This is a genomic window from Paracidovorax oryzae ATCC 19882 (genome assembly GCF_000687165.1).
GTDB classification, from domain to species: Bacteria; Pseudomonadota; Gammaproteobacteria; order Burkholderiales; family Burkholderiaceae_C; genus Paracidovorax; species Paracidovorax oryzae.
This window is the reverse complement of sequence record NZ_JMKU01000007.1, coordinates 203291-229295: the sequence shown is the minus strand read 5'-3', so window position 1 is coordinate 229295 and position 26005 is coordinate 203291. Positions and strand designations below refer to the sequence as shown.

General features: G+C 68.9%; 24 protein-coding genes. 19 read left to right on the top strand and 5 right to left on the bottom strand.

What is annotated here, in order from left to right; all coding sequences use genetic code 11:
• The first annotated feature begins 41 nt into the window (after nucleotides 1–41).
• The 4 genes from T336_RS0107270 to rimO all read left to right on the top strand — a co-directional run bounded on the left by T336_RS0107270 (nucleotide 42) and on the right by rimO (nucleotide 4064).
• Nucleotides 42–944, top strand: coding sequence for an SDR family oxidoreductase (locus T336_RS0107270; protein WP_026432035.1), 903 nt, complete (start codon nucleotides 42–44; stop codon nucleotides 942–944).
• A 302-nt stretch (nucleotides 945–1246) separates the two neighbouring features.
• Complete coding sequence (locus tag T336_RS0107265) at nucleotides 1247–1801, top strand: hypothetical protein (protein ID WP_026432034.1); 555 nt, start codon at nucleotides 1247–1249, stop codon at nucleotides 1799–1801.
• 86 nt (nucleotides 1802–1887) lie between these two features.
• Nucleotides 1888–2376 (top strand): DUF4189 domain-containing protein, encoded by a 489-nt coding sequence (locus T336_RS25980; protein WP_081483722.1) that lies wholly within the window; start codon nucleotides 1888–1890, stop codon nucleotides 2374–2376.
• 296 nt (nucleotides 2377–2672) lie between these two features.
• On the top strand, nucleotides 2673–4064 hold the full coding sequence (gene rimO / locus T336_RS0107260; protein WP_026432033.1) for a 30S ribosomal protein S12 methylthiotransferase RimO: 1392 nt from the start codon (nucleotides 2673–2675) through the stop codon (nucleotides 4062–4064).
• 24 nt (nucleotides 4065–4088) lie between these two features.
• Here rimO and T336_RS0107255 read toward each other — a convergent pair whose 3' ends face one another.
• Nucleotides 4089–4910 (bottom strand): nucleotidyltransferase domain-containing protein, encoded by an 822-nt coding sequence (locus tag T336_RS0107255; RefSeq protein WP_026432032.1) that lies wholly within the window; start codon nucleotides 4908–4910, stop codon nucleotides 4089–4091.
• A 106-nt stretch (nucleotides 4911–5016) separates the two neighbouring features.
• Between T336_RS0107255 and T336_RS0107250 the strand changes: the two genes are divergently transcribed.
• A complete protein-coding gene (locus T336_RS0107250; RefSeq protein WP_026432031.1) occupies nucleotides 5017–6339 on the top strand; it encodes an Nramp family divalent metal transporter in 1323 nt (440 codons plus the stop codon).
• Between the two features lie 133 nt (nucleotides 6340–6472).
• Nucleotides 6473–7762, top strand: coding sequence for an MFS transporter (locus T336_RS0107245; RefSeq protein WP_209435948.1), 1290 nt, complete (start codon nucleotides 6473–6475; stop codon nucleotides 7760–7762).
• A gap of 7 nt (nucleotides 7763–7769) precedes the next feature.
• Here the strand turns inward: T336_RS0107245 and T336_RS0107240 are convergent, their stop codons facing one another.
• Nucleotides 7770–8288 carry a hypothetical protein gene (locus T336_RS0107240; RefSeq protein ID WP_026432029.1) on the bottom strand — a complete coding sequence of 173 codons (519 nt, stop codon included), beginning with the start codon at nucleotides 8286–8288 and terminating at the stop codon, nucleotides 7770–7772.
• Nucleotides 8289–8432: 144 nt separating this feature from the next.
• Between T336_RS0107240 and T336_RS0107235 the strand changes: the two genes are divergently transcribed.
• Complete coding sequence (locus T336_RS0107235) at nucleotides 8433–9002, top strand: hypothetical protein (protein WP_026432028.1); 570 nt, start codon at nucleotides 8433–8435, stop codon at nucleotides 9000–9002.
• Between the two features lie 135 nt (nucleotides 9003–9137).
• Here the strand turns inward: T336_RS0107235 and efp are convergent, their stop codons facing one another.
• The 3 genes from efp to T336_RS0107220 form a co-directional block, all read right to left on the bottom strand.
• Complete coding sequence (gene efp, locus T336_RS0107230) at nucleotides 9138–9692, bottom strand: elongation factor P (protein ID WP_013594116.1); 555 nt, start codon at nucleotides 9690–9692, stop codon at nucleotides 9138–9140.
• Between the two features lie 169 nt (nucleotides 9693–9861).
• Nucleotides 9862–10950, bottom strand: coding sequence for an elongation factor P maturation arginine rhamnosyltransferase EarP (gene earP, locus T336_RS0107225; RefSeq protein WP_026432027.1), 1089 nt, complete (start codon nucleotides 10948–10950; stop codon nucleotides 9862–9864).
• Complete coding sequence (locus T336_RS0107220; protein WP_026432026.1) at nucleotides 10947–11852, bottom strand: LysR family transcriptional regulator; 906 nt, start codon at nucleotides 11850–11852, stop codon at nucleotides 10947–10949. The genes earP and T336_RS0107220 overlap by 4 nt, the downstream gene beginning before the upstream one ends.
• Nucleotides 11853–11957: 105 nt before the next feature.
• Here T336_RS0107220 and T336_RS0107215 point away from each other — a divergent pair, with 105 nt between their 5' ends.
• The 12 genes from T336_RS0107215 to T336_RS0107160 all read left to right on the top strand — a co-directional run bounded on the left by T336_RS0107215 (nucleotide 11958) and on the right by T336_RS0107160 (nucleotide 25980).
• A complete protein-coding gene (locus T336_RS0107215) occupies nucleotides 11958–13196 on the top strand; it encodes a CaiB/BaiF CoA transferase family protein (protein ID WP_051647080.1) in 1239 nt (412 codons plus the stop codon).
• Nucleotides 13193–14173 carry a hydroxymethylglutaryl-CoA lyase gene (locus tag T336_RS0107210; RefSeq protein WP_026432024.1) on the top strand — a complete coding sequence of 327 codons (981 nt, stop codon included), beginning with the start codon at nucleotides 13193–13195 and terminating at the stop codon, nucleotides 14171–14173. The genes T336_RS0107215 and T336_RS0107210 overlap by 4 nt, the downstream gene beginning before the upstream one ends.
• Nucleotides 14174–14258: 85 nt before the next feature.
• A complete protein-coding gene (locus T336_RS0107205; RefSeq protein WP_035225405.1) occupies nucleotides 14259–15260 on the top strand; it encodes a Bug family tripartite tricarboxylate transporter substrate binding protein in 1002 nt (333 codons plus the stop codon).
• A gap of 51 nt (nucleotides 15261–15311) precedes the next feature.
• On the top strand, nucleotides 15312–16292 hold the full coding sequence (locus T336_RS0107200; protein ID WP_026432022.1) for a Bug family tripartite tricarboxylate transporter substrate binding protein: 981 nt from the start codon (nucleotides 15312–15314) through the stop codon (nucleotides 16290–16292).
• A 195-nt stretch (nucleotides 16293–16487) separates the two neighbouring features.
• Entirely contained in the window at nucleotides 16488–17453 is a 966-nt protein-coding gene (locus T336_RS0107195; RefSeq protein WP_026432021.1) for a MurR/RpiR family transcriptional regulator, read from the top strand.
• Between the two features lie 79 nt (nucleotides 17454–17532).
• A complete protein-coding gene (locus T336_RS0107190; RefSeq protein ID WP_019700629.1) occupies nucleotides 17533–18522 on the top strand; it encodes an isoaspartyl peptidase/L-asparaginase family protein in 990 nt (329 codons plus the stop codon).
• Nucleotides 18523–18574: 52 nt separating this feature from the next.
• Entirely contained in the window at nucleotides 18575–20470 is a 1896-nt protein-coding gene (locus T336_RS0107185) for a dipeptide ABC transporter ATP-binding protein (protein WP_019700628.1), read from the top strand.
• Nucleotides 20471–20496: 26 nt separating this feature from the next.
• On the top strand, nucleotides 20497–22047 hold the full coding sequence (gsiB, locus tag T336_RS0107180; protein ID WP_020424768.1) for a glutathione ABC transporter substrate-binding protein GsiB: 1551 nt from the start codon (nucleotides 20497–20499) through the stop codon (nucleotides 22045–22047).
• Nucleotides 22048–22141: 94 nt separating this feature from the next.
• Nucleotides 22142–23062 (top strand): glutathione ABC transporter permease GsiC, encoded by a 921-nt coding sequence (gsiC, locus tag T336_RS0107175; RefSeq protein WP_026432020.1) that lies wholly within the window; start codon nucleotides 22142–22144, stop codon nucleotides 23060–23062.
• A 40-nt stretch (nucleotides 23063–23102) separates the two neighbouring features.
• Nucleotides 23103–24038: a glutathione ABC transporter permease GsiD gene (gsiD, locus tag T336_RS0107170; protein ID WP_013594128.1), complete on the top strand. Its 936-nt coding sequence runs from the start codon at nucleotides 23103–23105 to the stop codon at nucleotides 24036–24038.
• Complete coding sequence (locus T336_RS0107165) at nucleotides 24035–25102, top strand: DmpA family aminopeptidase (RefSeq protein WP_026432019.1); 1068 nt, start codon at nucleotides 24035–24037, stop codon at nucleotides 25100–25102. Before gsiD ends, T336_RS0107165 begins: the two co-directional genes overlap by 4 nt.
• A gap of 59 nt (nucleotides 25103–25161) precedes the next feature.
• Entirely contained in the window at nucleotides 25162–25980 is an 819-nt protein-coding gene (locus T336_RS0107160; RefSeq protein WP_026432018.1) for a M55 family metallopeptidase, read from the top strand.
• The last annotated feature ends 25 nt before the right edge of the window (nucleotides 25981–26005 follow it).

The following is a 26005-nucleotide window of genomic DNA, read 5'->3' as shown; positions in this document are numbered from 1 at the left end:
ACACTGCACGGTGTAGTGTAATTTTTGCAGGAGAAACTCAGATGTACAAGGTCCTTGACCAGCGGGGACGGCGGATCGTCATCACCGGAGCCAATAGCGGCACTGGCAAGGAGGCCGCCAGGCGTTTGGCGGCGGCCGGTGCCGACGTTGTCATGGCTGTGCGCAGCGAGTCGAAGGGCGACGCCGCGTGCCGGGACATACGCAAGGAGTTCCCTGGGGCGTCGATTGAGGTCCGCGCGATGGATCTCTCCAGCCTCGCAAGCGTGCGGTCCTTTGCAGGCCGGTTGCTCAAGGAAGGGCGTCCTCTCGATGTGCTCGTGAACAACGCGGGTGTCATGATGCCGCCGGAGCGCGTACTGAGCGCCGATGGGTTCGAACTGCAGCTGGCGACGAATTTCCTTGGTCATTTCGCACTCACCAATCTCCTGCTCCCCCTCCTGCTCGAAGCGAAATCTCCTCGCGTCACGACGATGACGAGCAGCGCTGTCATTGGTGCCAGGATCAACTTCGACGACCTCCAGGGTGAAAGGTCGTACAAGCCCATGGCGGCTTACGGCCAGTCCAAGCTCGCATGCCTGTTATTGGCAAACCGATTGGCAGAAATTGCGCGCGAGCGCAGCTGGCCGCTGCTCAGCACGAGTGCCCACCCGGGCCATACACCCACCAATCTGCAGACGAGTGGTCCCAACATGGGCACGGACTCGACCCGGAAGAGGCTGTCGTTCCGGCTTGTTCCCTCCATGGATGTGAAGTGGGCCACGGATTCGCTTCTGCAGGCGGCAGTCGACCCCACGGTGCACCAGGGCGCCTTTTATGGACCGCGATTTCTGCTCATCGGGAACCCGCATGTTGCGCGGCAGCCAGCATCGGCAAAGAGCGCGGATTCAATTCGCCTGTGGCAGGTGGCAGAGGCACTGACGGGGACGAGGCCTCCGCAACAGTGAATCGGTTCTCGCTCTATGACGCCTGCGTCGTGGCGGCGGCAGCGAGGGCGCCCTCCAGTTGGTCTCGGTCGGAAGGGGAATCTGGAGGAAGCAGGATGAAATGGCCCTGGGGCCGTACGGCGCCCGCACAGCAGTTGCAGGCGGATGCCGCCTGCGAAGTTCGCGGCCCAGCATCGCAAAACAGCCGGCGCCGCCGTGCCGGCGCCGCAGCAAACCCAGGAGTAATCTCCTTCAACCCAGCGGATTCCTCAAATCGATTGGTACGGGTTCTGGGGGCAGGTCAAACGGAAGAAAGTGAATCCATGCCTTCGCGATTCGATCCTCTGCCCGACATGCTGCTGCGCAACTTGGGCCGCTATAGCCGCCAGGAGCCGCTGCAGAAGGCGTTGATGTCGCTCAAGCCGCCGGTCAGGGACCTCCGCCGTAGCCGTGATACCGATCCGTATCACGTCAGCGTGGAGTGCCTGGGGTTGGATCTCATGCTGCAGTGCATGGACCCCACCCTGCCCGACCATGAGCAGTTGTGGGGCCTGCACGCCCTGACTTTCCATACTTCCTTGTCCCGGCCAGCGAAGGCCTGGAGTGGGGAGTGGCCCCGTGGATTGAACGTCGCTACCGCCACGTCGAGTGACGTCGTTGCTCTGCTGGCGCAAAAGGACGATGAGGCCGTTCTGGCCCTGCCCGAGATGGCCTGCTTCGTGGTGCCAGGTTTTGACGGCCAGGCCTGGGCCGTGAACTGCACGTTCGGCGGCCCGGACAAGACGCTCAAGACCATGAGTCTGGTGCGCACCGGGGATTGGGTGGGAGCCTCCTGGCTTCCTGGGCACAAGACCGCAGGTAGCTACATCGCGGCCTGATTTCCTCTGGAGAGACAATGCAGCGCCGAGGCGGCGCGTCCGATTGCTGCACGAGCCGGCATCTCCACACCTCAACGTTTCCTGCCATGACCTACATGAAACTGCTCGGCTCTTTAGCCGCTTCGATGACGATCTGCTGCAGCGCCGCTGCCCAGACGGCCTGTCCGGTAGGCGTTGCCCCCGGCAGCGCGCGCTGCGGCCCCAGCGGGGATGGTGGGGCAGAGCCGGCTCCTCGGCCGACGGGCGAGTGGATCAAGACGTGGGGTGCAATCGCCACCTCTCCCAGTGGCAACGGCGGGGTGAGCTCTCGGCAGTTGTCCGAAGACGCTGCACGCAAGAAAGCGTTGGAGAACTGCAAAAGCACGGGCACCCGGGAGTGCATCGTGGAGTTCGTCTACCAGAACCAGTGTGTTTCAGTTGTGTCTGCTCCGCAGGGCAATGGAGGCGTGTTCACGTCGGCCGCGACGATCGACGAGGCTGTGCGCCTGGGGAAGGCCAAATGTGCAGCACTGGGGAAGGGGGAGTGCGCGGTGAAGGTTTCCGAGTGCTCCGAGCCTGTTTTCAGGAAATTCTGAGCATTCGCTCGCATGTCGTTTCGCTTGGGCCATGGCAGATACCGAGCATTCCGCGAAGATCTGCGTGCTCACTCCCGGTACGAGCGCGGAAAGCTGTTGCGCTGGTAAGTTTGCGCCCGTGAGTCATCGCACGGACTGTTCTCGGTTTCAGCAACTCACGGCGCCCTGAAACTCTACTCGCCCGGATGCGTTCCCACCCGCCCCCCAGCGAGGTTGCGGATGGACATTCATGGCCTGGGGCGTGCGGCCCGATGCGTTCCCAGTCCTGCCCAGGCCGAAACTGGGACAATACGGGGATGAGCGACGTTCTCTCCCCCACGAAAACCCCCAAGGTCGGGTTCGTGAGCCTCGGCTGCCCGAAGGCCCTCACGGATTCCGAACTCATCCTCACGCAGTTGAGCGCCGAGGGTTACCAGACTTCCAAGACCTTCGAGGGCGCCGACCTCGTCATCGTCAACACCTGCGGCTTCATCGACGATGCGGTGAAGGAAAGCCTCGACACCATCGGCGAGGCCCTGGCCGAGAACGGCAAGGTGATCGTCACCGGTTGCCTGGGCGCGCGCGCGGGCGAGGGCGGTGGCAACCTGGTGCGGGAGATGCACCCGAGCGTGCTGGCCGTCACCGGCCCGCATGCCACGCAGGAGGTGATGGACGCCGTCCACCTGAACCTGCCCAAGCCGCACGACCCGTTCATCGACCTCGTTCCCGGCGGTTTCGGCGTGGCGGGCGTGAAGCTCACGCCCCGGCACTATGCGTACCTGAAGATCAGCGAGGGATGCAACCACCGCTGCACCTTCTGCATCATCCCCTCGATGCGCGGCGACCTGGTTTCGCGCCCCGTGGGCGACGTGCTGAGCGAGGCGAAGGCGCTCTTCGAAGGCGGCGTGAAGGAACTGCTGGTGATCAGCCAGGACACCTCCGCCTACGGCGTGGACGTGAAATACCGCACCGGCTTCTGGGACGGCAAGCCGGTCAAGACGCGCATGCTGGAGCTGGTGCAGGCGCTGGGTGAGATCGCCGAGCCCTACGGCGCCTGGGTGCGCCTGCACTACGTGTACCCGTACCCCAGCGTGGACGAGGTGATCCCGTTCATGGCCACGGGCAGGATCCTGCCTTACCTGGACGTGCCGTTCCAGCACAGCCACCCCGACGTGCTCAAGCGCATGAAGCGGCCGGCCAGCGGCGAGCGCAACCTGGAGCGCATCCAGCGCTGGCGCGAGGCCTGCCCGGAGCTGGTGATCCGCAGCACCTTCATCGCGGGCTTCCCCGGCGAGACGGAAGAGGAATTCCAGCACCTGCTGGATTTCCTGCGCGAGGCGCAGATCGACCGGGCCGGGTGCTTTGCCTACAGCGACGTGGACGGCGCCGTCGCCAACGAGCTGCCCGGCATGCTGCCGATGGAAGTGCGCGAGGAGCGCCGCGCGCGCTTCATGGCCGTGGCCGAAGAGGTTTCCATCGAACGCCTGCGCCGCCGCGTGGGCGCGACCATGCAGGTGCTGGTGGACCACGCCCCGGCGCTGGGCCGCAAGGGCGGCCGGGGCCGCAGCTATGCCGATGCGCCCGAGATCGACGGCGTGGTGCACCTGCTGCCGCCCGAGAAGATCAGCAAGCAGCTGAAGGTGGGCGAGTTCACGCGTGCGCAGATCGTGGGCGTGCAGGGGCACGATCTGGTGGCCCGGCCGATCTGACGGGCGCACCCGGAAGGCAGGGCCTCACCCGGCCGCTTCGCTGGATGGGGACGTCTTCTGCAAAATGGCCCTGTGCTGGTCGGCCATCCACGCCGCGAAGGCCTGCAGCCGCGCAGTGAATTCTTCACACCCGGCCGCGGGCTGGCTGGCTTCGGCCAGGAAGAAGGCGGTTTTTGCGGCCATACCGGGATGCCGCCTTCGGAAAAGCTGCGCATGGTCGTTCAGCGACCAGGGCCATTCCCCAAGGTACACGTCTTGAAGGATCTGGGTGGCGCGCAGCAGCTTGCGCGATGCGGCACGCTGCAGCACCCGCCTGTCCTGCAAGCTGCCGGCTTGGCCGAGGCGCGCCAGGTAGCCGCCCAGCACGGTTTCGAAATCGCCATTCATTGCCAGGGCGATATCTCGGGAAGGGCGGAAGGGCCCAAAGCTGCGCGACCGGTCTTCGCCCCAGAGGCAGCGGCAGTGGTGCCGCAGCCAGAAGCCCCAGCGGTACGTCTGGCCTGGGTCGAGCGCTTCAGCGCAGCTGCCGATGTCGAGGTCTATCTTCACCACATCAGGGTGCCGCGCTTCCAGCGCGCGGCGGAGGCCCTCCAGCCGTTCCCGCGCCGCCGGGGTGGGCGGCTCCCGCAGCAGTACCGTGAGATCGAGGTCGGAAACCCCGGCACGTGCTTCGCCCCGGGCGACACTGCCATAGGCGTAGATGCCGTCCAGGTTCGATGCCTGCGCCGCGAGCGTGCCGCAGACATCGTTGAGCAGAGGCATGAACGAGGGCTGCAGGCGCGCGTCCGCCACCGCGAGGATGAAACCCCGGTCATCGACCCCCGGCAGGGTGAAAGGGCTGCCCATGGGAAAGAAAATCTCCAGTAAGAAGCGGCGGCAAGGGTGCTGCGCCTATCCGCACGATAGCCGCACCCGGCTCCCTGCGCGCCCGTGGCCTGCATAAGATCGCGGAATGTTCTTCCCGCTGCCGCGCACCGCCACCGCACCGTTCTGCCCTTCGGAGGTGAAGGGTTCCGTCCGCATCGATCCGGGGCTGCCGTTCCACCGGAAGCTGCTGCGCTATGCCGGCCCGGGGCTGCTGGTGTCCGTGGGCTATATGGACCCGGGCAACTGGGCGACGGACATCGAGGCGGGGTCGCGGTTCGGCTACGGGCTGCTGTTCATCGTGCTGCTGGCCAGCCTGGCGGCGATGCTGCTGCAGGCCCTCTGCGTGCGGCTGGGGCTGGTGGCGCAGAAGGACCTGGCGCAGCTGTGCCGGGAGCGCTACGGGCCCGCGGCCAACCGTTTCCTGTGGGCGGGGGCCGAACTGGCCATCATCGCCTGCGACCTGGCCGAGGTGCTGGGCGGGGCGCTGGCCCTGCACCTGCTCTTCGGGGTGTCGATTCCCGTGGGCATCGGCATCACCGCGTTCGATACGGTGCTGGTGCTGGGCCTGCAGGGCGCGGGTTTCCGGCGGGTGGAGGCGATCGTCCTGGGGCTGGTGGGCACCATTGCCGCCTGCTTCGCGGTGGAGCTGGCATTCGCGCAGCCGCTCTGGTCCGAGATGGCCATCGGTTTCGCGCCCAGCCTGGAGCGGCTGCAGCAGCCGGGCGCGCTGTACCTGGCCATCGGCATCGTGGGCGCCACGGTGATGCCGCACAACCTGTACCTGCATTCCTCGGTGGTGCAGACCCGGCTGGTGGAAGACAGCGACGCCGGCCGGCGCGAGGCGATCCGCTTCTGCACGCTGGACGCGGTAATTTCCCTGTCGCTGGCGCTGCTGGTGAACGCGGCCATCATGGTGCTGGCCGCGAGCGCCTTCCATGGCAACGGCCACCGGGACGTGGCCGACATCGCGGACGCCTACCGCCTGATCGAGCCACTGGTGGGCAGCGCGCTCGCCGCCACGCTGTTCGGTATCGCACTGCTCGCATCGGGCCAGAGTTCGACCTTCACCGGCACGATCGCCGGGCAGATCGTGATGGAAGGCTTCCTCCAGCTCAAGATTCCCTGCTGGCAGCGGCGCCTCATCACGCGCGTGCTGGCGCTGGTGCCGGCCCTGGTGGGCGTGTGGTGGCTGGGCGACGAGGGCGTGGGGAAGATGCTGGTGCTGAGCCAGGTGGTGCTGAGCTTCCAGCTGCCGTTCGCGATGTGGCCGCTGATCCGGTTCACGGGGGACCGCACGGTGATGGGGGCGTTCGCCAGCGGCCGAACGGTGCGCGTGCTGGCCTGGGGCCTGTTCGGCGTGATCTCGGTGGCCAATGTGTGGCTGGTGGGTTCCGTGCTGGCGGGGTGAGCGGCGTACGCATTTCCACGTAATGCTTTCGCGTACGGTTGGGCTCTAATTTCAGGGTGTCCACTTCCGGTCGCGCCGCCGTCGTCGATGGCGGTGCCTCCTGCCTCCCATGACTCCCACTCCCCATTCCTCCATGGCTTCCGGCAGCGAAGCCGCTCTTTCCGCGCCCGCTTCGTCGAAGCTGGCCACCGTCCTGCGGGTGACGGGCGGCAATTTCATGGAGATGTTCGATTTCTTCCTGTTCGGCTTCTACGCCACGCAGATTTCCAAGGCCTTCTTCCCGGCCGGCAATGAGTTCGCGTCGCTGATGCTGACGTTCATGACCTTCGGCGCGGGCTTCCTGATGCGTCCGCTGGGCGCGGTCTTCCTGGGTGCCTACGTGGACCGCGTGGGCCGCCGGCAGGGTCTCATCGTGACGCTGGCGCTGATGGCGCTGGGCACGCTGCTGATCGCCTGCGTTCCGGGGTACGCCACCATCGGGCTGGCGGCGCCGCTGCTGGTGCTGATCGGGCGCCTGCTGCAGGGCTTCTCGGCCGGCGTGGAACTGGGCGGCGTGTCCGTGTACCTGTCCGAGATGGCGACGCCGGGCCGCAAGGGCTTCTACGTGAGCTGGCAGTCGGCCAGCCAGCAGGTGGCGATCATCGTCGCGGCGGCGCTGGGCTACTGGCTCAACGTGACCTTCGTGCCGCAGGAGATCGCCGACTTCTACTGGCGCGTGCCGTTTTTCGTGGGTTGCCTGATCGTGCCGGTGCTGTTCATCATCCGCCGCTCGCTGCAGGAGACCGAGGAGTTCAAGGCGCGCAAGCACCGTCCCTCCACGCGCGAGATCTTCCGCTCGATCATGTCCAACTGGGGCCTGGTGATCGCGGGGATGATGATGGTGTCGATGACGACGGTGTCGTTCTACCTCATCACCGTGTACACGCCCACCTTCGGCAAGAGCGTGCTGCACCTGAGCACCACGGACGCACTGGTCGTGACGCTGTGCGTGGCGCTGTCCAACTTCTTCTGGCTGCCGGTGATGGGCGCGCTGTCCGACCGCGTGGGCCGCAAGCCGCTGCTGGTGGCCTTCACCGTGCTGACCATCTTCACCGCCTATCCGGCCCTGAAGTGGCTGGTGGCCGCCCCGGATTTCGCGCGCATGCTGGAGGTGGAGCTGTGGCTGTCCTTCCTCTACGCGAGCTACAACGGCGCGATGGTCGTAGCGCTCACCGAGGTGATGCCGGTGGACGTGCGCACGGTGGGCTTCTCGCTGGCCTACAGCCTGGCGACCGCGGTGTTCGGCGGCTTCACGCCGGCCGTCGCCACGGGCCTGATCGAATGGTCGGGTGACAAGGCCGCGCCGGGCTGGTGGATGACGGCCGCCGCGGTCTGCGGCCTGCTGGCCACGCTGCGGCTGTACCGCCGGGCGGCCGGCCGATAGCCCGGCCTCAGTTGGTCGGATAGGCCGTGAGGAGGATCCACTGGCCGCCGACCACCTCGAAATCGAGTTGGATGTTCGAGTACTGCGAGGCCGTCTTGGTGGTGCATCGACCCTGGGCATCCGCGGCCGTGCAGTTGAAGCCTCCGATCCGGTCCTTCTTGAGCACGCTGTAGACGGTCACCTTCTGCCGCGCGCTGTTTCCGGAGCAATTGACCGCATTGCCGGTGTATTTCTTCGGATCGAGGTAGTTGTTCCAGAAGCCCTTGTATTCGTCAACGCTGGAGAACAGGGTCTTGGTGGCCTGGCTGCTGCCTTGCGGCGGCGTGGCGCCGAAGATGTGCTGGTTGAGGTGGCCGCCCGCGGCATTGTTGTTGGCGGAGACCCCGCTTTGCTGCACGGAGGCGATCGCGCGGCACTGCTCGGCATGCGCGCCTTCCGTGTGCAGGCCTGCTGCGAGAAGCAGCACGGCGAGGAGGGGCGTGGCGGCGGGGCGCATGGACGGGGCCCGGTCGGCTGTCATGGTCATGGTGTGTTCTCCCTGGAGAAAAGCTCCATGGCCATTCTTGGCGTTGCTCGGCGCCGTGCGCTGAAGGGCGCCTGAATCGTTCTGAAAAGCGCTGAACGGCTGGCGCGGCTTCGCCAGGGAGCTTTCCGTGCCAATAATGGCCCCATGAGCCTGATCGACCGCTACCTGCCACGCCACCAGTTCGCCGAGGAGCACAGCCGGCACATCCCGGCTTCGCCGGCCTGCGTGCTCGATGTGCTCGGTCGCCCCGAGGTGCTGGACGATCCGATCGCCCGCGGATTGATCGCGCTGCGCGAGGCACCCGAACGCCTCGCCGGCTGGCTGGGATTCGCCTCCCGCCTGAAACACCGTCCCTCGTTCAGCGTCGCCAACTTCACGCCCCTGGGGCGGGACGGCGACCGTGAACTCGCGTTCGGCCTGGCAGGCCGCTTCTGGCAATCGGACTATGGACTGATCGAGATGCGCGACGCCGCGGCCTTCGAGGCCCTGGATCCGGCGGGCATCGCCAAGCTGGTGATGAACTTCACGGTAGTTCCGGAAGGCGCGGGGACGCGGCTGACGACGCGCACCCGCGTCTGGTGCGGCGACGGCGCGGCAGTGCGGCGCTTTCGCCTGTACTGGCTGCTGATCAGGCCGGCGAGCGGCCTGATCCGCCGGCGCCTGCTCCAGCGCGCGCATGACGCGGCGCTGCAGGCGTCGCGGCCTTCTTCCTGACGGCCTCCGTGCAGTCCGGCCAACTCGGGTGCCGGCACCCATGAAAAAAGGGCACCGGCCTGATGGCCCGTGCCCTTGTCGCAGCGAATTCGTCGCGGATGACGGTTCGCTTTCCGCCGGAAGGCGGAGCGGCGCTCAGACGCGCTTGCGGTACTCGCCCGTGCGGGTGTCGATTTCGATCTTGTCGCCCTGGTTCACGAACAGGGGCACCGGCACTTCGAAGCCGGTGGCGATCTTGGCGGGCTTGAGCACCTTGCCGGACGTGTCGCCCTTGACGGCGGGCTCGGTCCAGGTGATTTCGCGCTCGACGCTGGTGGGCAGTTCGACCGAGATGGCCTTGCCGTCGTAGAACACCACTTCGACGGACATGCCGTCTTCCAGGTAGTTCAGCGCGTCACCCATGTTCTCGGCTTCGACTTCGTACTGGTTGTACTCGGAGTCCATGCACACGTACATCGGGTCGGCGAAATAGGAGTAGGTGCACTCCTTCTTGTCCAGGATCACGTTGTCGATCTTGTCGTCGGCCTTGAACACCACTTCGGTGCCCATGTTGTTGAGCAGTGCCTTGAGCTTCATGCGCACGGTGGCGGCGCCGCGGCCGCCGCGTGCGTATTCGGTCTTGAGGACGATCATCGGGTCCTTGCCGTGCATGATCACGTTGCCGGCGCGGATTTCTTGAGCGATTTTCATAGCAGGTCTGCCTGGGTTGGGGCCGCTCAACGCACCGGAGCGCCCGCCGAAGGCCGGCGGCGAGCGCGGCGGTGCGACAGGGCGCCGGGCAGGTTCCGCGGCGGGGGGATGCGCCGGCCGGCATGCGGAACTACGCGTGCCGCCCCTTTTGGGCGCAAAACCCCGGATTTTAGCTTTTTTCCCGGACGAACCCGAGCAACTGCGTCACGAGGTCGTCCTGCGCGAACAGGCGGCCGCGCGCCGCCTGCACGCAGTCGCGCCACTCGGCGAGGTGGGAGGCCGTCAGGGCGGGCAGGGCGGCCGGGTCCGCGATGCCGTTCCAGGCGTGGTGGAAATGCCGCAGCGCGGCCGGTGCCTGCAGCCAGTCGAGGAAGGCGTCGAGCTTGGCATGGTGCGCGCCGTCGTCCTGCGGATAGATGTGCCAGACGAAGGGCTGCCCGGCCCAGAGCGCGCGCACCAGCGAGTCTTCGCCGCGCACGGCGTTCAGGTCGCAGGCCCAGAGCATCTCGTCGAATCCAGGCTGGGGGCAGTGCGGCAGGTAGGTGACCATCGGCGGGGCGTCCGCCGCGGGGCTGCCCGCCAGCGCGGCGCGCACGGCGGCCGTGGCGCGCCCCGGGGTGGCCAGCAGGTGGGTGCGCGGCTCTTCGGAGAGGCGGCGCAGCAGGGCGGGCAGCCCGGCGGGCTCGTAGCAGAACAGCGATACGGCCAGCGCGTCCGCGGCCACGCCGTGGCGGGCGCGCCAGGTGTCGCGGTCGAAGGCTGCCTGGCGCGCGACCAGGTCCGGTTCGCGCAGCAGGCCGCCCGTGCGGGGCGTGAAGCCTGGGTAGAAGAACCAGCGGGTGCGTCCGGCGGCGGGGCCGGAGAAAAGCGGCGAAGGCAGGCGATGGCTGCGCTCGACATAGGCCTCGGCCGAAAGGTATTCCAGGTTGATCCACACGGGGCGCCGTGCGGCCCGCGGCCCGTCGGCGGCGGGCAGGCGGGCGAGGAAGGCCTCGGGGATGTCGCAGCCGAAGGCTTCGACGAGCACCTCGCCCGGCCCGGCGGATATTGCACCGGCGGTGGGCCAGGGCAGCACCTGCACGCCCGGTGCGCCGTCCGGCGCCATCCAGTCGAGGGCGGTGGCGTCGTCGGTCCACAGCCGCACGCGGTGGCCCAGCGCGCCGAGCTGGGCCGCGAGGCGCCAGCAGACGCCGATGTCGCCGAAGTTGTCGATGACGCGGCAGAAGAGGTCCCAGGAAAGGGGCGGGGTGGCGGTCATGGCGCGGCCTCCGCGGGCGGCGCCGCGCGCAGGTGGTCCACGAGCAGGCGCGCCGCGCTGGAGAGCGCATCGTCCGCCCGCACGCACAGAGCCAGCTGGCGCCGTGCCCAGGGCTCGGCGAGCGCGACGGTGCGCAGCGGCAGGGTGCCCAGGTAGAGCCGCGCACTGCCGCGCGGCAGCACGCCGACGCCGAGCCCGGCGGACACCATCAGGCAGAGGGCGTCGTAGCTGGTCACCTGGATGCGCAGCCGCAGGGGCTGGCCGGCTTCCGCGGCGGCTCGCGTGAGCAGGTTGTTGATGGCGCTGCCGGGATGCACGCCGACGAAGTCGCAATGGAGCGCCTCGGCCAGGCGCACGCTGCGGCGGCGCGCCAGGGCATGGCCCCGCGGCGCCACCAGCACCAGCTCGTCCTCCCGGTAGGGCAGCAGCGCGACGCGGTCGCCGTAGTTGCCGTGGTTGAGGATGCCGATGTCGGCCGCGTTTTCCGCCACGGAGCGGGCGATGGCGCTGCTGATCTGCTCCTCCAGCCGCACCTGCACCTGGGGGTGGGCCGCCATGAAGCGCTGCAGGTCTCCGGGCAGGAACTGGGTGATGGCCGAGATGTTGGCCACCACGCGCACCTGGCCCCGCACCCCGGCGCGGAAGTCGCCCATCTGCGCGGCGATGCCGTCCAGGTCGTTGAGCACGCCGCGCGCCAGGTGCAGCAGCGCGTAGGCGGCAGCCGTGGGCTCGCTGCCGCGGTTGCTGCGGGCGAACAGGTCCACGCCGAGGGCATCTTCCAGTTCCGCGAGCCGGCGGCTGGCGGCCGAGGCGGCGATGTGCTCGCGCGCGGCGGCGCGGGCGATGGCGTTCTCTTCCATCACCGCCACGAACAGGCGCAGGGACACGGGATCGAGTTTCATGGGCGCTAGTCTGCCATGCCGTTTTGCGATGGCACCTTCTCGATTGGGCGTTTTGCGGCCGCGCCGGTGCTGGGCATGATGCGCGCCATGCAGGAGACGACATCCATGGAAACCAGGGCCACGCAGGCACCCGCCCCGTCCGCCACCCCGACGACCCCCGCGGCCCTGGCCGGTGTACGGGTGATCGAGATGGGCCAGCTCATCGCCGGGCCGTTCTGCGGCAAGACCCTGGGCGAATTCGGTGCCGAGGTGGTGAAGATCGAGGCCACCGGCACGGGCGATCCGCTGCGCAACTGGCGCATGCTCAAGGAGGGCACGTCGGTGTGGTGGCAGGTGCAGTCGCGCAACAAGCGCTCGGTGGCGCTGGACCTGCGCCAGCCCGAGGGGCAGGACATCGCGCGCCGGCTGATCGCCGAGGCCGACGTGCTCATCGAGAACTTCCGCCCCGGTACGCTGGAGGACTGGGGCATGTCGCCCGAGGCGCTGCACGCGCTCAACCCGGGCCTGGTGATCCTGCGCATCTCGGGCTACGGCCAGACGGGCCCCTACCGCGACCTGCCGGGCTTCGGCGTGATCGGCGAGGCCATGGGCGGGCTGCGCCACCTCACGGGCGAGCCCGGCCGCGTGCCGGTGCGCGTGGGTGTGTCGATCGGCGACACGCTGGCGGCGCTGCACGGCGCCATCGGCGTGCTCACGGCGCTCTACCACCGCAAGGTGAACGGCGGGCAGGGGCAGGTGATCGACGTGGCGCTGCACGAGGCGGTGTTCAACGTGATGGAAAGCCTGATCCCGGAATACAGCGCGTTCGGCGCCGTGCGCGACGCCGCGGGCAGCGCGCTGCCGGGCATCGCTCCTTCCAACGCCTACCCCTGCACGGACGGCTGGGTGCTGGTGGCGGGCAACGGCGACAGCATCTTCCGGCGGCTCATGGAGGCCATCGGCCGGCCGGACCTGGCCGCGGCGCCCGATCTCGCGAGCAATGCCGGCCGCGTGGCGCGCGTGCAGGAAATCGACGCCGCGATCGGTGCCTGGACGGCGCAGCGCACCGTGGCCGAGGTGATGGAGACGCTCGCCGCCGCTCGCGTGCCCGCCGGCAAGGTCTACACGGCGCAGGACATCGCGCAAGACCCGCACTACCGCGCCCGCGAGATGCTGCTGCCGCAGGCCACGCGCGACGGCTACACGGTGGAGGTGCCGGGCATCGTGCCCAAGCTCTCGGCCACGCCGGGCACCATCCGCTCCAGCGCCCCGCGCCTGGGCGACGACACCGACGCGGTACTGCGCGAGGCCGGCCTGAGCGACGCCCAGATCGCGCTGCTGCGCGAGAAGGGGGTGGTGCAATGAGCGCCGGCGGCACAGTGTGGCACGGCGCGGGGCGCCGCATCCACATGCAGGAGGTGGGTACGCGCGACGGCCTGCAGATGGAGCAGGCCTTTGTGCCCACCGAGGACAAGATCTCGCTGGTGGACGCCCTGTCGGATGCGGGCCTGGCGAAGATCGAGGTGACGGCCTTCGTCTCGCCGAAGGCGATCCCGGCGCTGCGCGACGCCGAGATCGTGATGCGCGAGATCGCGCGCCGCCCCGGCGTGGTCTATGCCGCGCTGGTGCCCAACGTGCGCGGCGCGGAGCGCGCGATCGAGGCGCGCACCGACGAGCTGAACCTGGTGATGTCCGCCAGCGAGACGCACAACCTGGCGAACCTGCGCATGACCCGTGCGCAGTCCTTCGCATCGCTCGCGCAGGTGGTGGCCACGGCGCAGGGCGCGGGCGTGGCGGTGAACGTGTCCCTCTCGTGCGTGTTCGGCTGCCCGATGGAGGGCGATGTGGCCGAATCGGAAGTGTTCGGTTGGGTGCAGCGCTTCGCCGACCTGGGCGTGGGCGGCATCACGCTGTGCGACACGACCGGCATGGCGTATCCGGCGCAGGTGGCGGCGCTGGTGGCCGCGGCGCGCGCGCGCTGGCCTGCCATGGTCTTCACGCTGCACTTCCACAATACGCGCGGCATGGGGCTGGCCAACGTGCTGGCGGCCATCGACGCAGGCGCGGACCGGTTCGACGCCTCGCTGGGCGGGCTGGGCGGCTGCCCCTATGCGCCGGGGGCCTCGGGCAATGTCTGCAGCGAGGAGGTCGTGCATGCGCTGGAACTGATGGGCTACGACACGGGCGTGGACCTGCCCGCCCTGCTCGCGGCCGCGCGGCGCCTGCCTGCGCTCATCGGCCACGACATTCCCGGCCAGCTCGCCAAGGCCGGCAGGCGCCTGGACCTGCACCCCGTGCCGGCGGATTTCGAGGCCATCCGGGCGCGGGCGATGGCGCGATAGCACCCCGGCCAAGGCAGCCACGGCGGCGGCGCAAACGCCGTGCCGGGCAGACCAGAAAACACAACGACGACAGGAGACACAACCCATGCCCACGCTTCCTTTCCTCTCCGGCCACGTGCCGCGCCGTCGCGCGCTGCAGGCCCTTGCCGCCACCCTCTGCGCTCCCGCCCCATTCGCCCGGGCGCAGGACGGCTACCCCTCCAAGCCCATCACGCTGGTCGTGCCGCAGGCCGCCGGCGGTGCCAACGACGCGATCGCGCGGGTGGTGGCGCAGCGCCTGTCCGAGCAGATGGGCCAGAGCGTGGTGGTGGACAACCGCCCCGGCGCGGGCGGCACGCTCGCCACCGCGGCCACGGCGCGCGCGAAGCACGACGGCTACACCCTGCTGCTCACGGCCGACAGCGCGCATGTGATCGGTCCGGCGCTCTACCGCAACCCCGGCTTCGATCCGGTGAAGGATTTCGAGCCAGTCGCGCCCGTCGCCACGGCGGGCTACGTGCTGGTCGCGCACCCGTCGTTCCCCGCGAACGACATCGCGGGCCTGATCGCGCTCGCCAAGGCGAAGCCCGGGGAATACGCGATCGCCTCGGCGGGCAACGGCACGCTCAACCACCTGATCGGCGAGATGCTGCAGAAGGCCGCGGGCATCCGGCTGCAGCACGTGCCCTACAAGGGATCAGCCGCCGCCGCGACGGACGTGGCGGGCGGGCAGGTGCCGCTGTCGGTGCAGAGCCTGCCTTCCTGCATCGCGTTCATCAAGGCCGGCAAGCTCAAGGTGCTGGGCGTGGTCAACAGCCGCCCCGTGGCCGCGCTGCCCGGCGTGCCGACGATCGGCCAGACGCTGCCGGGTTTCGGCCAGTCGCCCTGGTATGCGCTGTTCGCGCCGGCCGGCACGCCTGCCCCCATCGTCGCGCGCCTGCAGGCCGAGGTGGCCCGCGCGCTGGAGCAGAAGGACGTGGTGGACAAGCTGGCCGGCGTGGGCTGCGAGCCGTTCAAGGGCACGTCCGCGCAGCTCGGCGCGCTGGTGCAGGCGGAACTGCCGCAATGGGCGCGCGTGGTGAAGGAAACCGGCGCCACCGTGGATTGACGGGGCCCGGTGCCACGCAACGCAACAGATAACAACCCAGGAGACATCGACATGCGACATTCCCTCCCACGCCGGCTTGCGCTGGCCGCCCTGGCCGCCTGCGGGGCCCTGCCGCTGGCCGCGGCGGCGCAGGGCAACTACCCTTCCAAGCCGGTCACCCTCGTCGTGCCCACCGCGGCCGGGGGCACCACCGACCTGTCGGCACGCATGCTCGCACAGGCGCTGGGCCCCGTGCTGGGGCAGTCGGTGGTGGTGGACAACAAGGGCGGCGGCAACGGCAACATCGCGGCCGGGGCCGTGAAGCGTGCCGAGCCGGACGGCTACACGCTGCTCATGCAGTATTCGGGCTACCACGTCATCTCGCCGCTGCTCACGGCGCAGAAGACCTGGGACATGGGCGACTTCCAGCCCGTGGCGAACGTGCTCTCCGCGCCGCAGATCATCGTGGTGCGCGATGGCCTGTCCGTGAAGACGCTGGGCGAGTTGATCGCCTATGCGAAGGCGAATCCCGGCAAGCTCAACTACGCCTCGTCGGGCAACGGCTCGCTGCAGCACGTGACGGGCGCCATGCTGGAACAGCAGGGCGGCGTGAAGATGGTGCACGTGCCCTACAAGGGCACCGGCCCCGCGCTGCAGGACCTGCTGGGCGGGCAGGTGGACCTGACCTTCGGCACGGCCCCGCCCTTCATGCCGCATATCCAGTCGGGCAAGCTGCGCGTGCTGGCCGTCACGGGCAGGGAGCGGCTGCCCAGCCTGCCCAACGTGCCCACCACGGCGGAGGCCGGCTATCCGAAGGTGGATGCCACTTCGTGGTTCGCCCTGTTCGCGCCAGCGGCCACGCCCCGCGCGGTGGTGGACAAGCTGGTGGCCGACGTGCGCACCGTGGTGCAGAACCCCGCGTTCCAGCAGAAGGCGCAGGAGCAGGGCGCCACGGCGGATTACCAGGGGCCGCAGCAACTGGGTGCGCGCGTGAAGGCCGACCTCGCCAACTGGGCGCAGGTGGTGAAGGCCGCGAATATCCAGGCGGAATAAAAACCTGCGCGCCTGGTTTTTAAGGGTTTTCCCCATTGCGGCGGCGTGCTGCATTTCAGGGCCTCCATGCACCGCATGGGGGCTTTTTTCTTGCTGCGCCGCACCATGCGGGTGCGGTGGCGAAATCGCTTTGAATGATTGATTTTTTTCTTTAATATGACGTTGTTGTAAATTTTTTCTCAGCGCTCCGCCGCCATGTCCGACCTCCCCGAAACCGCCAGCGAAGCCGTGTCGATCGCGATCCGCATCGGCCGCGCGCGCCCTACGCTGACGCGTTCGCACCAGCAGATGGCGGACTACGTGCTCGCGCATCCGTTGCAGGCGGCGACGATGCCGATCGACGAACTGGCGTCGGCGGTGGGGGTGTCCATTGCCACGGCCAACCGCTTCGCGCGGGCCGTGGGCCTGGATGGCTACCCGATGCTGCGTGCCGAGCTGGTCAAGGGTTTCGAGGCCATGCTGGCGCCCATCGAGAAGATGCGCATCAAGCTGGAAAAGCCCACGTCCGTCCACGACGTGTTCGCGGCCGCGCTGGAGGAGAGCCAGCGCAACATCGCCGCCACGCGCGAGGCGCTGGACCCTGCCGCCTGCGAGGCCGCGGTACAGGCGCTGCTGGGTGCGCGGCGCATCTACCTGGCGGGCTTCGGCGCGAGCGGCTGGCTGGCCGGCCTGCTGCAGCGCGGGCTGGATGCGTACTGCGACAACGTGCACCTGCTCTCGGGCGTGGGCGGGGCCTCGTACGGCGCGCGCCTGCTGCCGCGCATGGGCGCCGAAGACCTGTTCGTCGCGATCAGCTACCCGCGCTATCTCACCGACACCGTCGTGCTGGCGCAGGGCGCCTTCGAGCGCGGGGTTCCCGTGCTGGCGCTCACCGACGGCGCGCGCTCGCCGCTCGTGCCGTTCGCGCGCGTCTGCCTGTTCGCGCAGACCGAGAACCAGTACGCGGCGAACTCCGAATCCTCGGCGCTGGCGCTGATCGAGTCACTCACCAGCGCCGTGGCGCACCAATCCCGCGAGTCCGTCAAGACCGCCGCGCGCATGACCGAGGCGGTGCTGCCGTGGCTGCACGACAGCGCGCACAGCCGGCTTTCGCCGCGGTCTTCCGAGGCCGGAATCCGCAAGGCGGAGCTCCGGCCCGCCCCGCGGGGCCCGGGGCGCTGAGGCCGCCCGCACCACTGCCTTTTCGCTGCCTGTCCGCTGCCTGGCTCTTCCTTCCGCTCCGTTGCCGCCGCCTGCCCGCATGAACGTCTTTCTCGCATCCCCTTCGACTCCCGCCGTGCCCGTGATCGCCATCCATGGCGGTGCGGGCACGCTGAGCCGTGCGCACATCAGCCCCGTGCAGGAGCAGGCCTACCACGCCGCGCTGCAGGACGTGCTGCGCGCGGGCCAGGCCGTGCTGGCGCAGGGCGGCAGCGCGGTGGATGCCGTCTGCGAAGCCGTGCGCCTGCTCGAGGAATGCCCGCTGTTCAACGCCGGCCATGGCGCGGTGTTCACGGCCGACGCCACGCACGAACTGGACGCGGCGGTGATGGATGGCGTGAGCCTGGCTGCCGGCGCGGTGGCGGGCGTGGCGCATGTGCGCAACCCGGTGCTGGCCGCCCGCGCGGTGATGCAGCACGGCCAGCATGTGCTCATGGCGGGCGACGGTGCCGAGCGCATGGCGCGCGACGCGGGCCTGGCGATGGTGGATCCGCCCTATTTCTCGACCGATGCGCGCCGCGCGCAACTGGAGGCCGCGCGCGCCAGCCAGCGCGGCGCCGTGCTGGACCACGACGGCGCCGCGGCGCTGGCGGGCCGTGCGCTCGACGAAGACCGCAAGATGGGCACGGTGGGCGCCGTGGCGCTGGACGCGCACGGGCACATCGCCGCTGCCACCTCCACGGGCGGCATGACCAACAAGCGCCCCGGCCGCGTGGGCGACAGCCCGCTGATCGGCGCGGGCACCTATGCCGACGACCGGACGGCGGCCGTCTCCTGCACCGGGCACGGCGAGAGCTTCATCCGCGTGGCGGCCGCGCACGACGTCTGCGCGCGCATGGCCTACGGCGGCCTCGGCCTCGCGCAGGCCGCCGATGCGGTGGTGCATGGCGCCCTGGCCGCCATCGGCGGCACCGGCGGCCTGATCGCCGTGGACCGCCTGGGCAACGTCTGCCTGCCGTTCAACACCGAAGGCATGTACCGCGGCCTGGCCCGCGTGGGCGCATCGCCCGAAACCTTCATCTACCGCTGAGCGCCCGGCATCCGCCTGTACGCCGCCAACGACCGCATTTCTTCCCGGCCCCATGAAATCCAACGTCCCGACCTCTCCCTCGACCCTCGTCCTGCCCGAGCAGCGCGTGCTGGCCGTCGATGACCTGACCATCCGCTTCGCGAATTCCGAGCGCACGGTGGATGCCGTGCGGAACCTGTCCTTCCACGTGGACCGCGGCGAGACGCTGGCCATCGTGGGCGAATCGGGCTCGGGCAAGTCCGTCACCTCCCTGGCGCTGATGCGGCTCGTGGAGCACGGCGGCGGCAGGATCATCGGCGGTTCGGTGGCATTGCGCCGCCGCAACGGCCAGGTGCTGGACGTGGCACGCGCCAGCAACGCCGTGATGCGCGACGTGCGCGGCGCCGACGTGGCCATGATCTTCCAGGAGCCGATGACCTCGCTCAACCCCGTGTTCACCGCGGGCGAGCAGATCGCCGAATCCATCCGCGTGCACCAGGGCAAGGACCGGGCCGCCGCGCGGGCCGAGGCGCTGCGCATGCTGGAGCTGGTGCGCATCCCCGAGGCGCGCAACGTGCTGGACCGCTTCCCGCACCAGCTCTCGGGCGGCATGCGCCAGCGCGTGATGATCGCCATGGCGCTGTCGTGCAAGCCGCAGCTGCTGATCGCCGACGAGCCCACCACCGCGCTGGACGTGACCATCCAGGCGCAGATCCTGCAGCTCATCCGGCAGCTGCAGGACGAGATGCACATGGGCGTGATCTTCATCACCCACGACATGGGGGTGGTGGCCGAGGTGGCCGACCGCGTGCTGGTGATGTACCGCGGCGACAAGGTGGAAGAGGGCGCGTCGGACCGCATCTTCGCCGCGCCGCAGCATGCCTACACCCGCGCGCTGCTGTCGGCCGTGCCCAAGCTCGGCGCCATGCAGGGCACGGACCTGCCGCGCCATTTCGAACTGCTCGGCGCCGATGGCACGGTCCATGCGCAGCCGGTGCTCGAATCCACGCCCGCGGACACCCGCCCGGCAGGCGTGCAGCCCATCCTGCGCGTGAAGGACCTGGTGACGCGCTTCGACCTGCGCGCCGGCCTGCTCAACCGCGTGAAGCGCCGCGTGCACGCGGTGGAGCGCGTGAGCTTCGACCTCTATCCCGGCGAGACCCTGGCCCTGGTGGGCGAGTCCGGCTGCGGCAAGTCCACCACCGGCCGCTCGCTGCTGCGCCTGGTGGAGAGCCAGAGCGGTGCCATCGAGTTCGGCGGCCGCAACATCCTCGACCTGCCCACTTCCGAGGTGCAGGCCCTGCGCCGCGACATCCAGTTCATCTTCCAGGATCCGTTCGCGTCGCTCGATCCGCGCCTCACGGTGGGCTTCTCGATCATGGAGCCGCTGCTGGTGCACAAGATCGGCACCCGCGAAGAGGCCCAGGCCCGCGTGGACTGGCTCATGGAGAAGGTGGGACTGCCGCGCGAGCATGCGCAGCGCTACCCGCACGAGTTCTCCGGTGGCCAGCGCCAGCGCATCGCCATCGCACGCGCCCTGGCGCTCAACCCCAAGGTGGTGGTGGCCGACGAATCCGTCTCGGCGCTCGACGTCTCCATCCAGGCGCAGATCGTCAACCTGATGCTGGACCTGCAGCGCGAGCTCGGCGTGGCCTTCCTCTTCATCTCGCACGACATGGCGGTGGTGGAGCGCATCAGCCACCGCGTGGCGGTGATGTTCCTCGGCCAGATCGTGGAGATCGGCCCGCGCCGGGCGATCTTCGAGAACCCGCAGCACGCCTACACGAAGAAGCTCATGGCTGCCGTGCCCATCGCCGATCCTGCGCGCCGCCATCTCAAGCGGGCGCTGCTGGACGGCGATATTCCCAGCCCCATCCGCGCCATCGGCGACGAGCCCGCGGTGCAGCCGCTGGTGGAAGTGGGGCCGGGCCATTTCGTCGCGCGCCACGCCATCGCCAACCTGTATTGATGTTCCTTTCCCAACCGGAGTCCACCATGAAGAAGACCCCCGCTTTCCGCCGCGTCGCCGCCAGCCTGCTGGCACTGGCCGCGCTGTCCGCCACCGGTTCGGCACTGGCCGCCGGCAATGCCGTGCTGGCCATCTACCAGCAGCCCGAGACGCTGGACCCGTACAACACCAACACGACGATCACCACGGCCGTCACCAAGACCTTCTACGAAGGCCTGTTCGGCTTCGACAAGGACATGAAGGTCAAGAACGTCCTGGCCGAGAGCTACGACGTCTCCAAGGACGGCCTGGTGTACACCTTCAAGCTGCGTTCGGGCGTGAAGTTCCACGACGGCACCGACTTCAATGCCGCCGCGGCCAAGGCCAACCTGGACCGCGTGATGGATCCGGCCAATCGCCTGCTGCGCGCCAACCAGTTCAACCGCGTGGCCAAGGTGGAGGCCGTGAATCCGCAGACCCTGCGCATCACGCTGAAGGAAGCCTTCGGCCCCTTCATCAATGCCCTGGCGCACGCCTCGGCCGCGATGATCTCGCCCGCCGCGCTCGCCAAGTGGGGCAGCAAGGACATCGCCTTCCACCCCGTGGGCACGGGCCCGTTCGAATTCGTCGAGTGGAAGCAGACCGAAGCCATCGTGGGCAAGAAGTTCGCCAACTACTGGAAGAAGGGCTACCCCAAGGTCGATCAGGTGACCTGGAAGCCGGTGACCGAGAACAACACCCGCGCCGCCATGCTGCAGACGGGCGAGGCCGATTTCGCCTTCACGCTGCCCTATGAGCAGATCGCCACGCTCAAGAAGAGCGACAAGGTGGAAGTGGTGACCGCACCGTCCATCATCCAGCGCTTCCTGACGTTCAACATGCTGCAGAAGCCCTTCGACAACCTGAAGGTGCGCGAGGCCATCGGCTACGCGATCAACAAGGAAGCGCTGGCCAAGGTGGCCTTCAACGGCTACGCCTTCCCGGCCCAGGGCTTCGTGCCCCAGGGCGTGGAATACGCCGTGAAGATGCAGCCGATTCCCTACAACGTGGCCAAGGCCAGGGAGCTGCTGAAGGAAGCAGGCTTCCCCAACGGCTTCGAGACCACGCTGTGGAGCGGCTATAACAACACCACCAGCCAGAAGGTGATCCAGTTCCTGCAGCAGCAGCTGCAGCAGGTGGGCATCAAGGTGTCGGTGGAGGCGCTGGAGCCCGGCAAGCGTGCGGAACTGGTCGATGCCTGGCCCGATCCCAAGACCGCCAAGGCGCGGCTGTATTACATCGGCTGGTCGTCCTCCACTGGCGAAGCCGACTGGGCGCTGCGCCCGCTGTTCTCGACTGAATCGTGGGCGCCGAAACTCGCCAACTACGCCTTCTACAGCAACCCGGTGGTGGATGATTCCATCGCCAAGGCACTGCTGACCACCGACGGCGGCGAGCGCGCCGCGCTCTACAAGACCGCGCAGGAGCAGATCGCCAAGGACCTGCCGCGCATCCCGCTGGTCACGGAGGAAGTGCTCTACGCCCATTCCAAGCGCCTCTCCGGCGTGTACGTGATGCCCGACGGCAACATCAACAGCGACGAGATCTCGCTGAAGTAAGCCCCGGTGTCCGGCCCCCGCACGCCGCGGGGGTCCTTTTCCCGTTTTCGTTCCGCTCCCGTTTTCCCCTCGCTGCGCACCGCAGCGCCGCATCATGCTGAACTATTTCCTCAAACGACTGCTGGGGCTGCTTCCCACGCTGCTGATCGTGGCGGTACTGGTGTTCCTGTTCGTCCACATGCTGCCCGGCGACCCCGCGCGCCTGGCTGCGGGCGCCGACGCCGACGAAGCCACCGTGCAGGTCGTTCGCCAGGAGCTGGGCCTGGACAAGCCCCTGCCCGAGCAGTTCGTGCACTTCTTCTCGCGCATGGTGCAGGGAGATTTCGGCACGTCCATCCGCACCCGCCGCCCCGTGGCCGCCGAGATCGGCGAGCGCTTCATGCCTACGCTGCTGCTCACCCTGGCCGCCATGGCCTGGTCGGTGGTGCTGGGCATGGGCATCGGCATCCTGTCGGCCGTCTATCGCAACCGCTGGCCCGACCGGCTGGGCATGACGCTCGCGGTGTCCGGCATTTCCTTTCCCGCCTTCGCGCTCGGCATGACGCTGATGCAGGTGTTCTCGGTGGAGCTCGGCTGGCTGCCCACCGTGGGCGCCGACAGCTGGAAGCACTACATCCTGCCCTCCATCACGCTGGGCGCCGCGGTGGCCGCCGTGATGGCCCGCTTCACGCGCGCCTCCTTCGTCGAGGTGGTGCAGGAGGACTTCGTGCGCACCGCGCGCGCCAAGGGCCTCAACGAGCGCACCGTGGTGCTCAAGCACTGCCTGCGCAACGCGCTCATCCCGGTCGTCACCATGATGGGCCTGCAGTTCGGCTTCCTGCTGGGCGGATCGATCGTGGTGGAAGCCGTCTTCAACTGGCCCGGTCTCGGCCGCCTGCTGGTGGACGCCGTGACCATGCGCGACTACCCCGTCATCCAGACGCTGGTGCTGCTTTTCTCGCTGGAGTTCATCCTCATCAACCTGGTGGTGGACATGCTCTACGGCTTCATCAACCCGACCATCCGCTACAAGTGAAGCGCACGGACCGGACCCCTCCCACGGACGAAGACTCGGTATGACCACGCCCTCCATTCCCACGCCGCCCGACGCCGCCCAGCTTGCGGCAGCCTCGGTGGCCCCCGCCGCCGGCGCCTCCACGGTGCGCACGCCCTGGCGCGAGTTCTGGCGCAAGTTCAAGAAGCAGCACGTCGCGGTGGCCGCGCTGGTGTTCGTCGTGCTGCTCGTCGCCGTGGCCGTGCTGGCCCCGGCCATCGTGCCGTTCGATGCCGAGAACTTCTTCGACTACGACCGGATCAACGACGGCCCGTCGGCCATGCACTGGTTCGGCGTCGATCCGCTGGGCCGCGACATCTTCAGCCGCATCCTGATGGGCGCGCGCATCTCGCTGGCCGCGGGCTTCCTCTCGGTGGCGATCGGCTGCCTGATCGGCACCACGCTGGGCCTGCTCGCCGGCTACTACGAAGGCTGGTGGGACCGTATCGTGATGCGCATCTCCGACGTGCTGTTCGCCTTCCCCGGCATCCTGCTGGCGCTGGGCGTGGTGGCCATCCTGGGCAGCAGCATGACCAACGTGGTGGTGGCCGTGGCGGTGTTCAGCGTGCCGGCCTTCGCGCGGCTGGTGCGCGGCAACACGCTGGTGCTCAAGCAGATGACCTACATCGAATCCGCACGCAGCATCGGCGCATCGGACTGGACCATCATCGTGCGGCACATCCTGCCCGGCACCATCTCCTCCATCGTCGTGTACTTCACCATGCGCGTGGGCACCTCGATCATCACGGCCGCCAGCCTGTCGTTCCTCGGCATGGGCGCGCAGCCGCCGACGCCGGAGTGGGGCGCCATGCTCAACGAGGCACGCGCCGACATGGTGAACGCGCCGCACGTCGCGCTGTTCCCGAGCCTCGCCATTTTCCTCACGGTGCTGGCCTTCAACCTGCTGGGCGACGGCCTGCGCGACGCGCTGGACCCCAAGATCGACCGGCAGACATGAGCGTGCGCGACCCCGCCGCCATGGCGCCGCCGCGCATCGGCCTGCTGGATGCCGGCCCCCGGGACGCGATCACGGACGTGGCCGGTGTCACCGTCGGCCACGCCACGCTGGACGACGGCCCGGTGCAGACCGGCGTGACGGTGATCCATGCCCACGCGGAGGATCCGTACCGCCACAAGGTGCCGGCCGGCGCCGCGGTCATCAACGGTTTCGGCAAGAGCACGGGCCTGGTGCAGCTGGAAGAGCTGGGCCAGCTCGAGACGCCGGTCGCGCTCACCAATACCTTCTCCGTCGGCGCGCTGGCGCAGGCGCAGATCCGCGACTGCGTGCGCGCCAACCCCGAGACCGGGCGCGCCCTGCCCACCGTCAATCCGCTGGTGCTGGAGTGCAACGACGGCTACCTGAACGACATCCAGCGCATGGCCGTGGGCGAGAGCCACTACCGCGCGGCCTGCGATGGCGCGGGCGTGCAGGTGGCCCAGGGTGCGGTCGGCGCGGGGCGGGGCATGTCCAGCTTCCAGTGCAAGGGCGGCGTCGGCACCGCATCGCGCCGCGTGCCCTTGCACGGCCGCGGAACCAGCACCGTGGGCGCGCTGGTGCTGGCCAACTACGGCCTGCTGCCGAACCTGGTCTGGGGCGGCGCGCCCATCGGTGCAGCCCTGGCCTGCGCGCTCCATGCCGAGGAGCAGGCCGCCGCCCGCGCCGCGGAGAAGGGCTCCATCATCATGGTGCTCGCCACCGACGCGCCACTGGACGCGCGCCAGCTGCGCCGCCTGGCCTGGCGGGCCGCCGCCGGCCTGGCGCGCACCGGCTCGGTCTATGGCCACGGCAGCGGCGACATCGCCCTGGCGTTCTCGACCGCCTACACCCTGCCGCACCTGGCGCAGGAGCCCATGCCGGCCGTGGCGATGGTGCACGAAGGCCTGCTCGACGGCCTGTTCCAGGCCGCGGCCGACAGCGTGGAGCAGGCCATCGTCCATGCGCTCTGGCATGCGGAAACCGTCACCGGCAGGGATGGGCACCGCCGCCGCGCGCTGCGCGACCTGCTTTCCGGGATCGACTGAACGGGCCGCCCGCAGCCTCCCACGCCCACCCCTTCTTTTTCTGCCCAGTGCAGCGTTCCATGAAAATCCTCATCTCCGTCGATATCGAAGGCGTGGCCGGCGTCTATCACCCCGAGCAGGTGCGCGCCGGCAACCCGGAATACGAGCGCGCGCGGCGCCTCATGGCCGCGGAGGCGAATGCCGCCATCGCCGGGGCTTTCGATGGCGGCGCCGCCGAGGTGTTCGTCAACGATTCGCACGGGGGCTTTCGCAACATGCCGCCGGACCTGCTCGATCCGCGCGCCCAGGCCATCCAGGGCAAGCCGCGCTACCTGAGCATGGTGGCCGGCGTGGAACTGGGCGTGGACGGCGTCTGCTTCATCGGCTACCACGCGAAATCGCGGGCCCACGGCATCCTGGCCCATACCATCAACAGCTTCGCGTTCGCCCGCATCTCGCTCAACGGGCGCGAACTGGGCGAAGCCGGCATCTACGGCGCCCTCGCGGGGGCCTATGGCGCGCCGGTCATCGCCGCGTCCGGCGACGATGCCTTCATCGCGGAGACGCGGGACCTGTTCCCGCACGCGCAGTTCGTGCAGACCAAGCGCGCCACGGGCGCCAACAGCGGCATCAGCCTGTCGCCCGAACGCGCCTGCGCCGCGATCCGCGAAGGCGTGGCCCAGGCCACGGCCCGGGCCGGCCAGGCCCGGCCGTTCCGCATCGACGGCCCCGTCACGGTGGACCTGGAGGCGCAGTCGGTGGCGCTGGCCGACCTGTTCTGCCAGTGGCCCACGCTGGAGCGCACGGAGGCCGGCGCGCTGCGGTTCACTGCACCCGATACCGAATCGGCGGTGCGGATGATCAATGGCCTCTCCGCTATGTCCAGCATGCTGAGATAGGGAACACCCCCCTGAGGCGCTATGC

Bases quoted from the DNA above. Each gene is read 5' to 3' on its own strand.
- rimO (WP_026432033.1), top strand. From the start codon at position 2,673: ATGAGCGACGTTCTCTCCCCCACGAAAACCCCCAAGGTCGGGTTCGTG.
- T336_RS0107255 (WP_026432032.1), bottom strand. From the start codon at position 4,910: ATGGGCAGCCCTTTCACCCTGCCGGGGGTCGATGACCGGGGTTTCATC.
- T336_RS0107215 (WP_051647080.1), top strand. From the start codon at position 11,958: ATGGAAACCAGGGCCACGCAGGCACCCGCCCCGTCCGCCACCCCGACG.
- T336_RS0107200 (WP_026432022.1), top strand. From the start codon at position 15,312: ATGCGACATTCCCTCCCACGCCGGCTTGCGCTGGCCGCCCTGGCCGCC.
- gsiD (WP_013594128.1), top strand. From the start codon at position 23,103: ATGACCACGCCCTCCATTCCCACGCCGCCCGACGCCGCCCAGCTTGCG.
- T336_RS25980 (WP_081483722.1), top strand. From the start codon at position 1,888: ATGACCTACATGAAACTGCTCGGCTCTTTAGCCGCTTCGATGACGATC.
- T336_RS0107245 (WP_209435948.1), top strand. From the start codon at position 6,473: ATGGCTTCCGGCAGCGAAGCCGCTCTTTCCGCGCCCGCTTCGTCGAAG.
- T336_RS0107270 (WP_026432035.1), top strand. From the start codon at position 42: ATGTACAAGGTCCTTGACCAGCGGGGACGGCGGATCGTCATCACCGGA.
- gsiB (WP_020424768.1), top strand. From the start codon at position 20,497: ATGAAGAAGACCCCCGCTTTCCGCCGCGTCGCCGCCAGCCTGCTGGCA.
- T336_RS0107210 (WP_026432024.1), top strand. From the start codon at position 13,193: ATGAGCGCCGGCGGCACAGTGTGGCACGGCGCGGGGCGCCGCATCCAC.
- T336_RS0107240 (WP_026432029.1), bottom strand. From the start codon at position 8,288: ATGACCATGACAGCCGACCGGGCCCCGTCCATGCGCCCCGCCGCCACG.
- T336_RS0107265 (WP_026432034.1), top strand. From the start codon at position 1,247: ATGCCTTCGCGATTCGATCCTCTGCCCGACATGCTGCTGCGCAACTTG.
- T336_RS0107185 (WP_019700628.1), top strand. From the start codon at position 18,575: ATGAAATCCAACGTCCCGACCTCTCCCTCGACCCTCGTCCTGCCCGAG.
- T336_RS0107165 (WP_026432019.1), top strand. From the start codon at position 24,035: ATGAGCGTGCGCGACCCCGCCGCCATGGCGCCGCCGCGCATCGGCCTG.
- T336_RS0107195 (WP_026432021.1), top strand. From the start codon at position 16,488: ATGTCCGACCTCCCCGAAACCGCCAGCGAAGCCGTGTCGATCGCGATC.
- T336_RS0107235 (WP_026432028.1), top strand. From the start codon at position 8,433: ATGAGCCTGATCGACCGCTACCTGCCACGCCACCAGTTCGCCGAGGAG.
- T336_RS0107220 (WP_026432026.1), bottom strand. From the start codon at position 11,852: ATGAAACTCGATCCCGTGTCCCTGCGCCTGTTCGTGGCGGTGATGGAA.
- T336_RS0107190 (WP_019700629.1), top strand. From the start codon at position 17,533: ATGAACGTCTTTCTCGCATCCCCTTCGACTCCCGCCGTGCCCGTGATC.
- earP (WP_026432027.1), bottom strand. From the start codon at position 10,950: ATGACCGCCACCCCGCCCCTTTCCTGGGACCTCTTCTGCCGCGTCATC.
- T336_RS0107205 (WP_035225405.1), top strand. From the start codon at position 14,259: ATGCCCACGCTTCCTTTCCTCTCCGGCCACGTGCCGCGCCGTCGCGCG.
- efp (WP_013594116.1), bottom strand. From the start codon at position 9,692: ATGAAAATCGCTCAAGAAATCCGCGCCGGCAACGTGATCATGCACGGC.
- gsiC (WP_026432020.1), top strand. From the start codon at position 22,142: ATGCTGAACTATTTCCTCAAACGACTGCTGGGGCTGCTTCCCACGCTG.
- T336_RS0107250 (WP_026432031.1), top strand. From the start codon at position 5,017: ATGTTCTTCCCGCTGCCGCGCACCGCCACCGCACCGTTCTGCCCTTCG.
- T336_RS0107160 (WP_026432018.1), top strand. From the start codon at position 25,162: ATGAAAATCCTCATCTCCGTCGATATCGAAGGCGTGGCCGGCGTCTAT.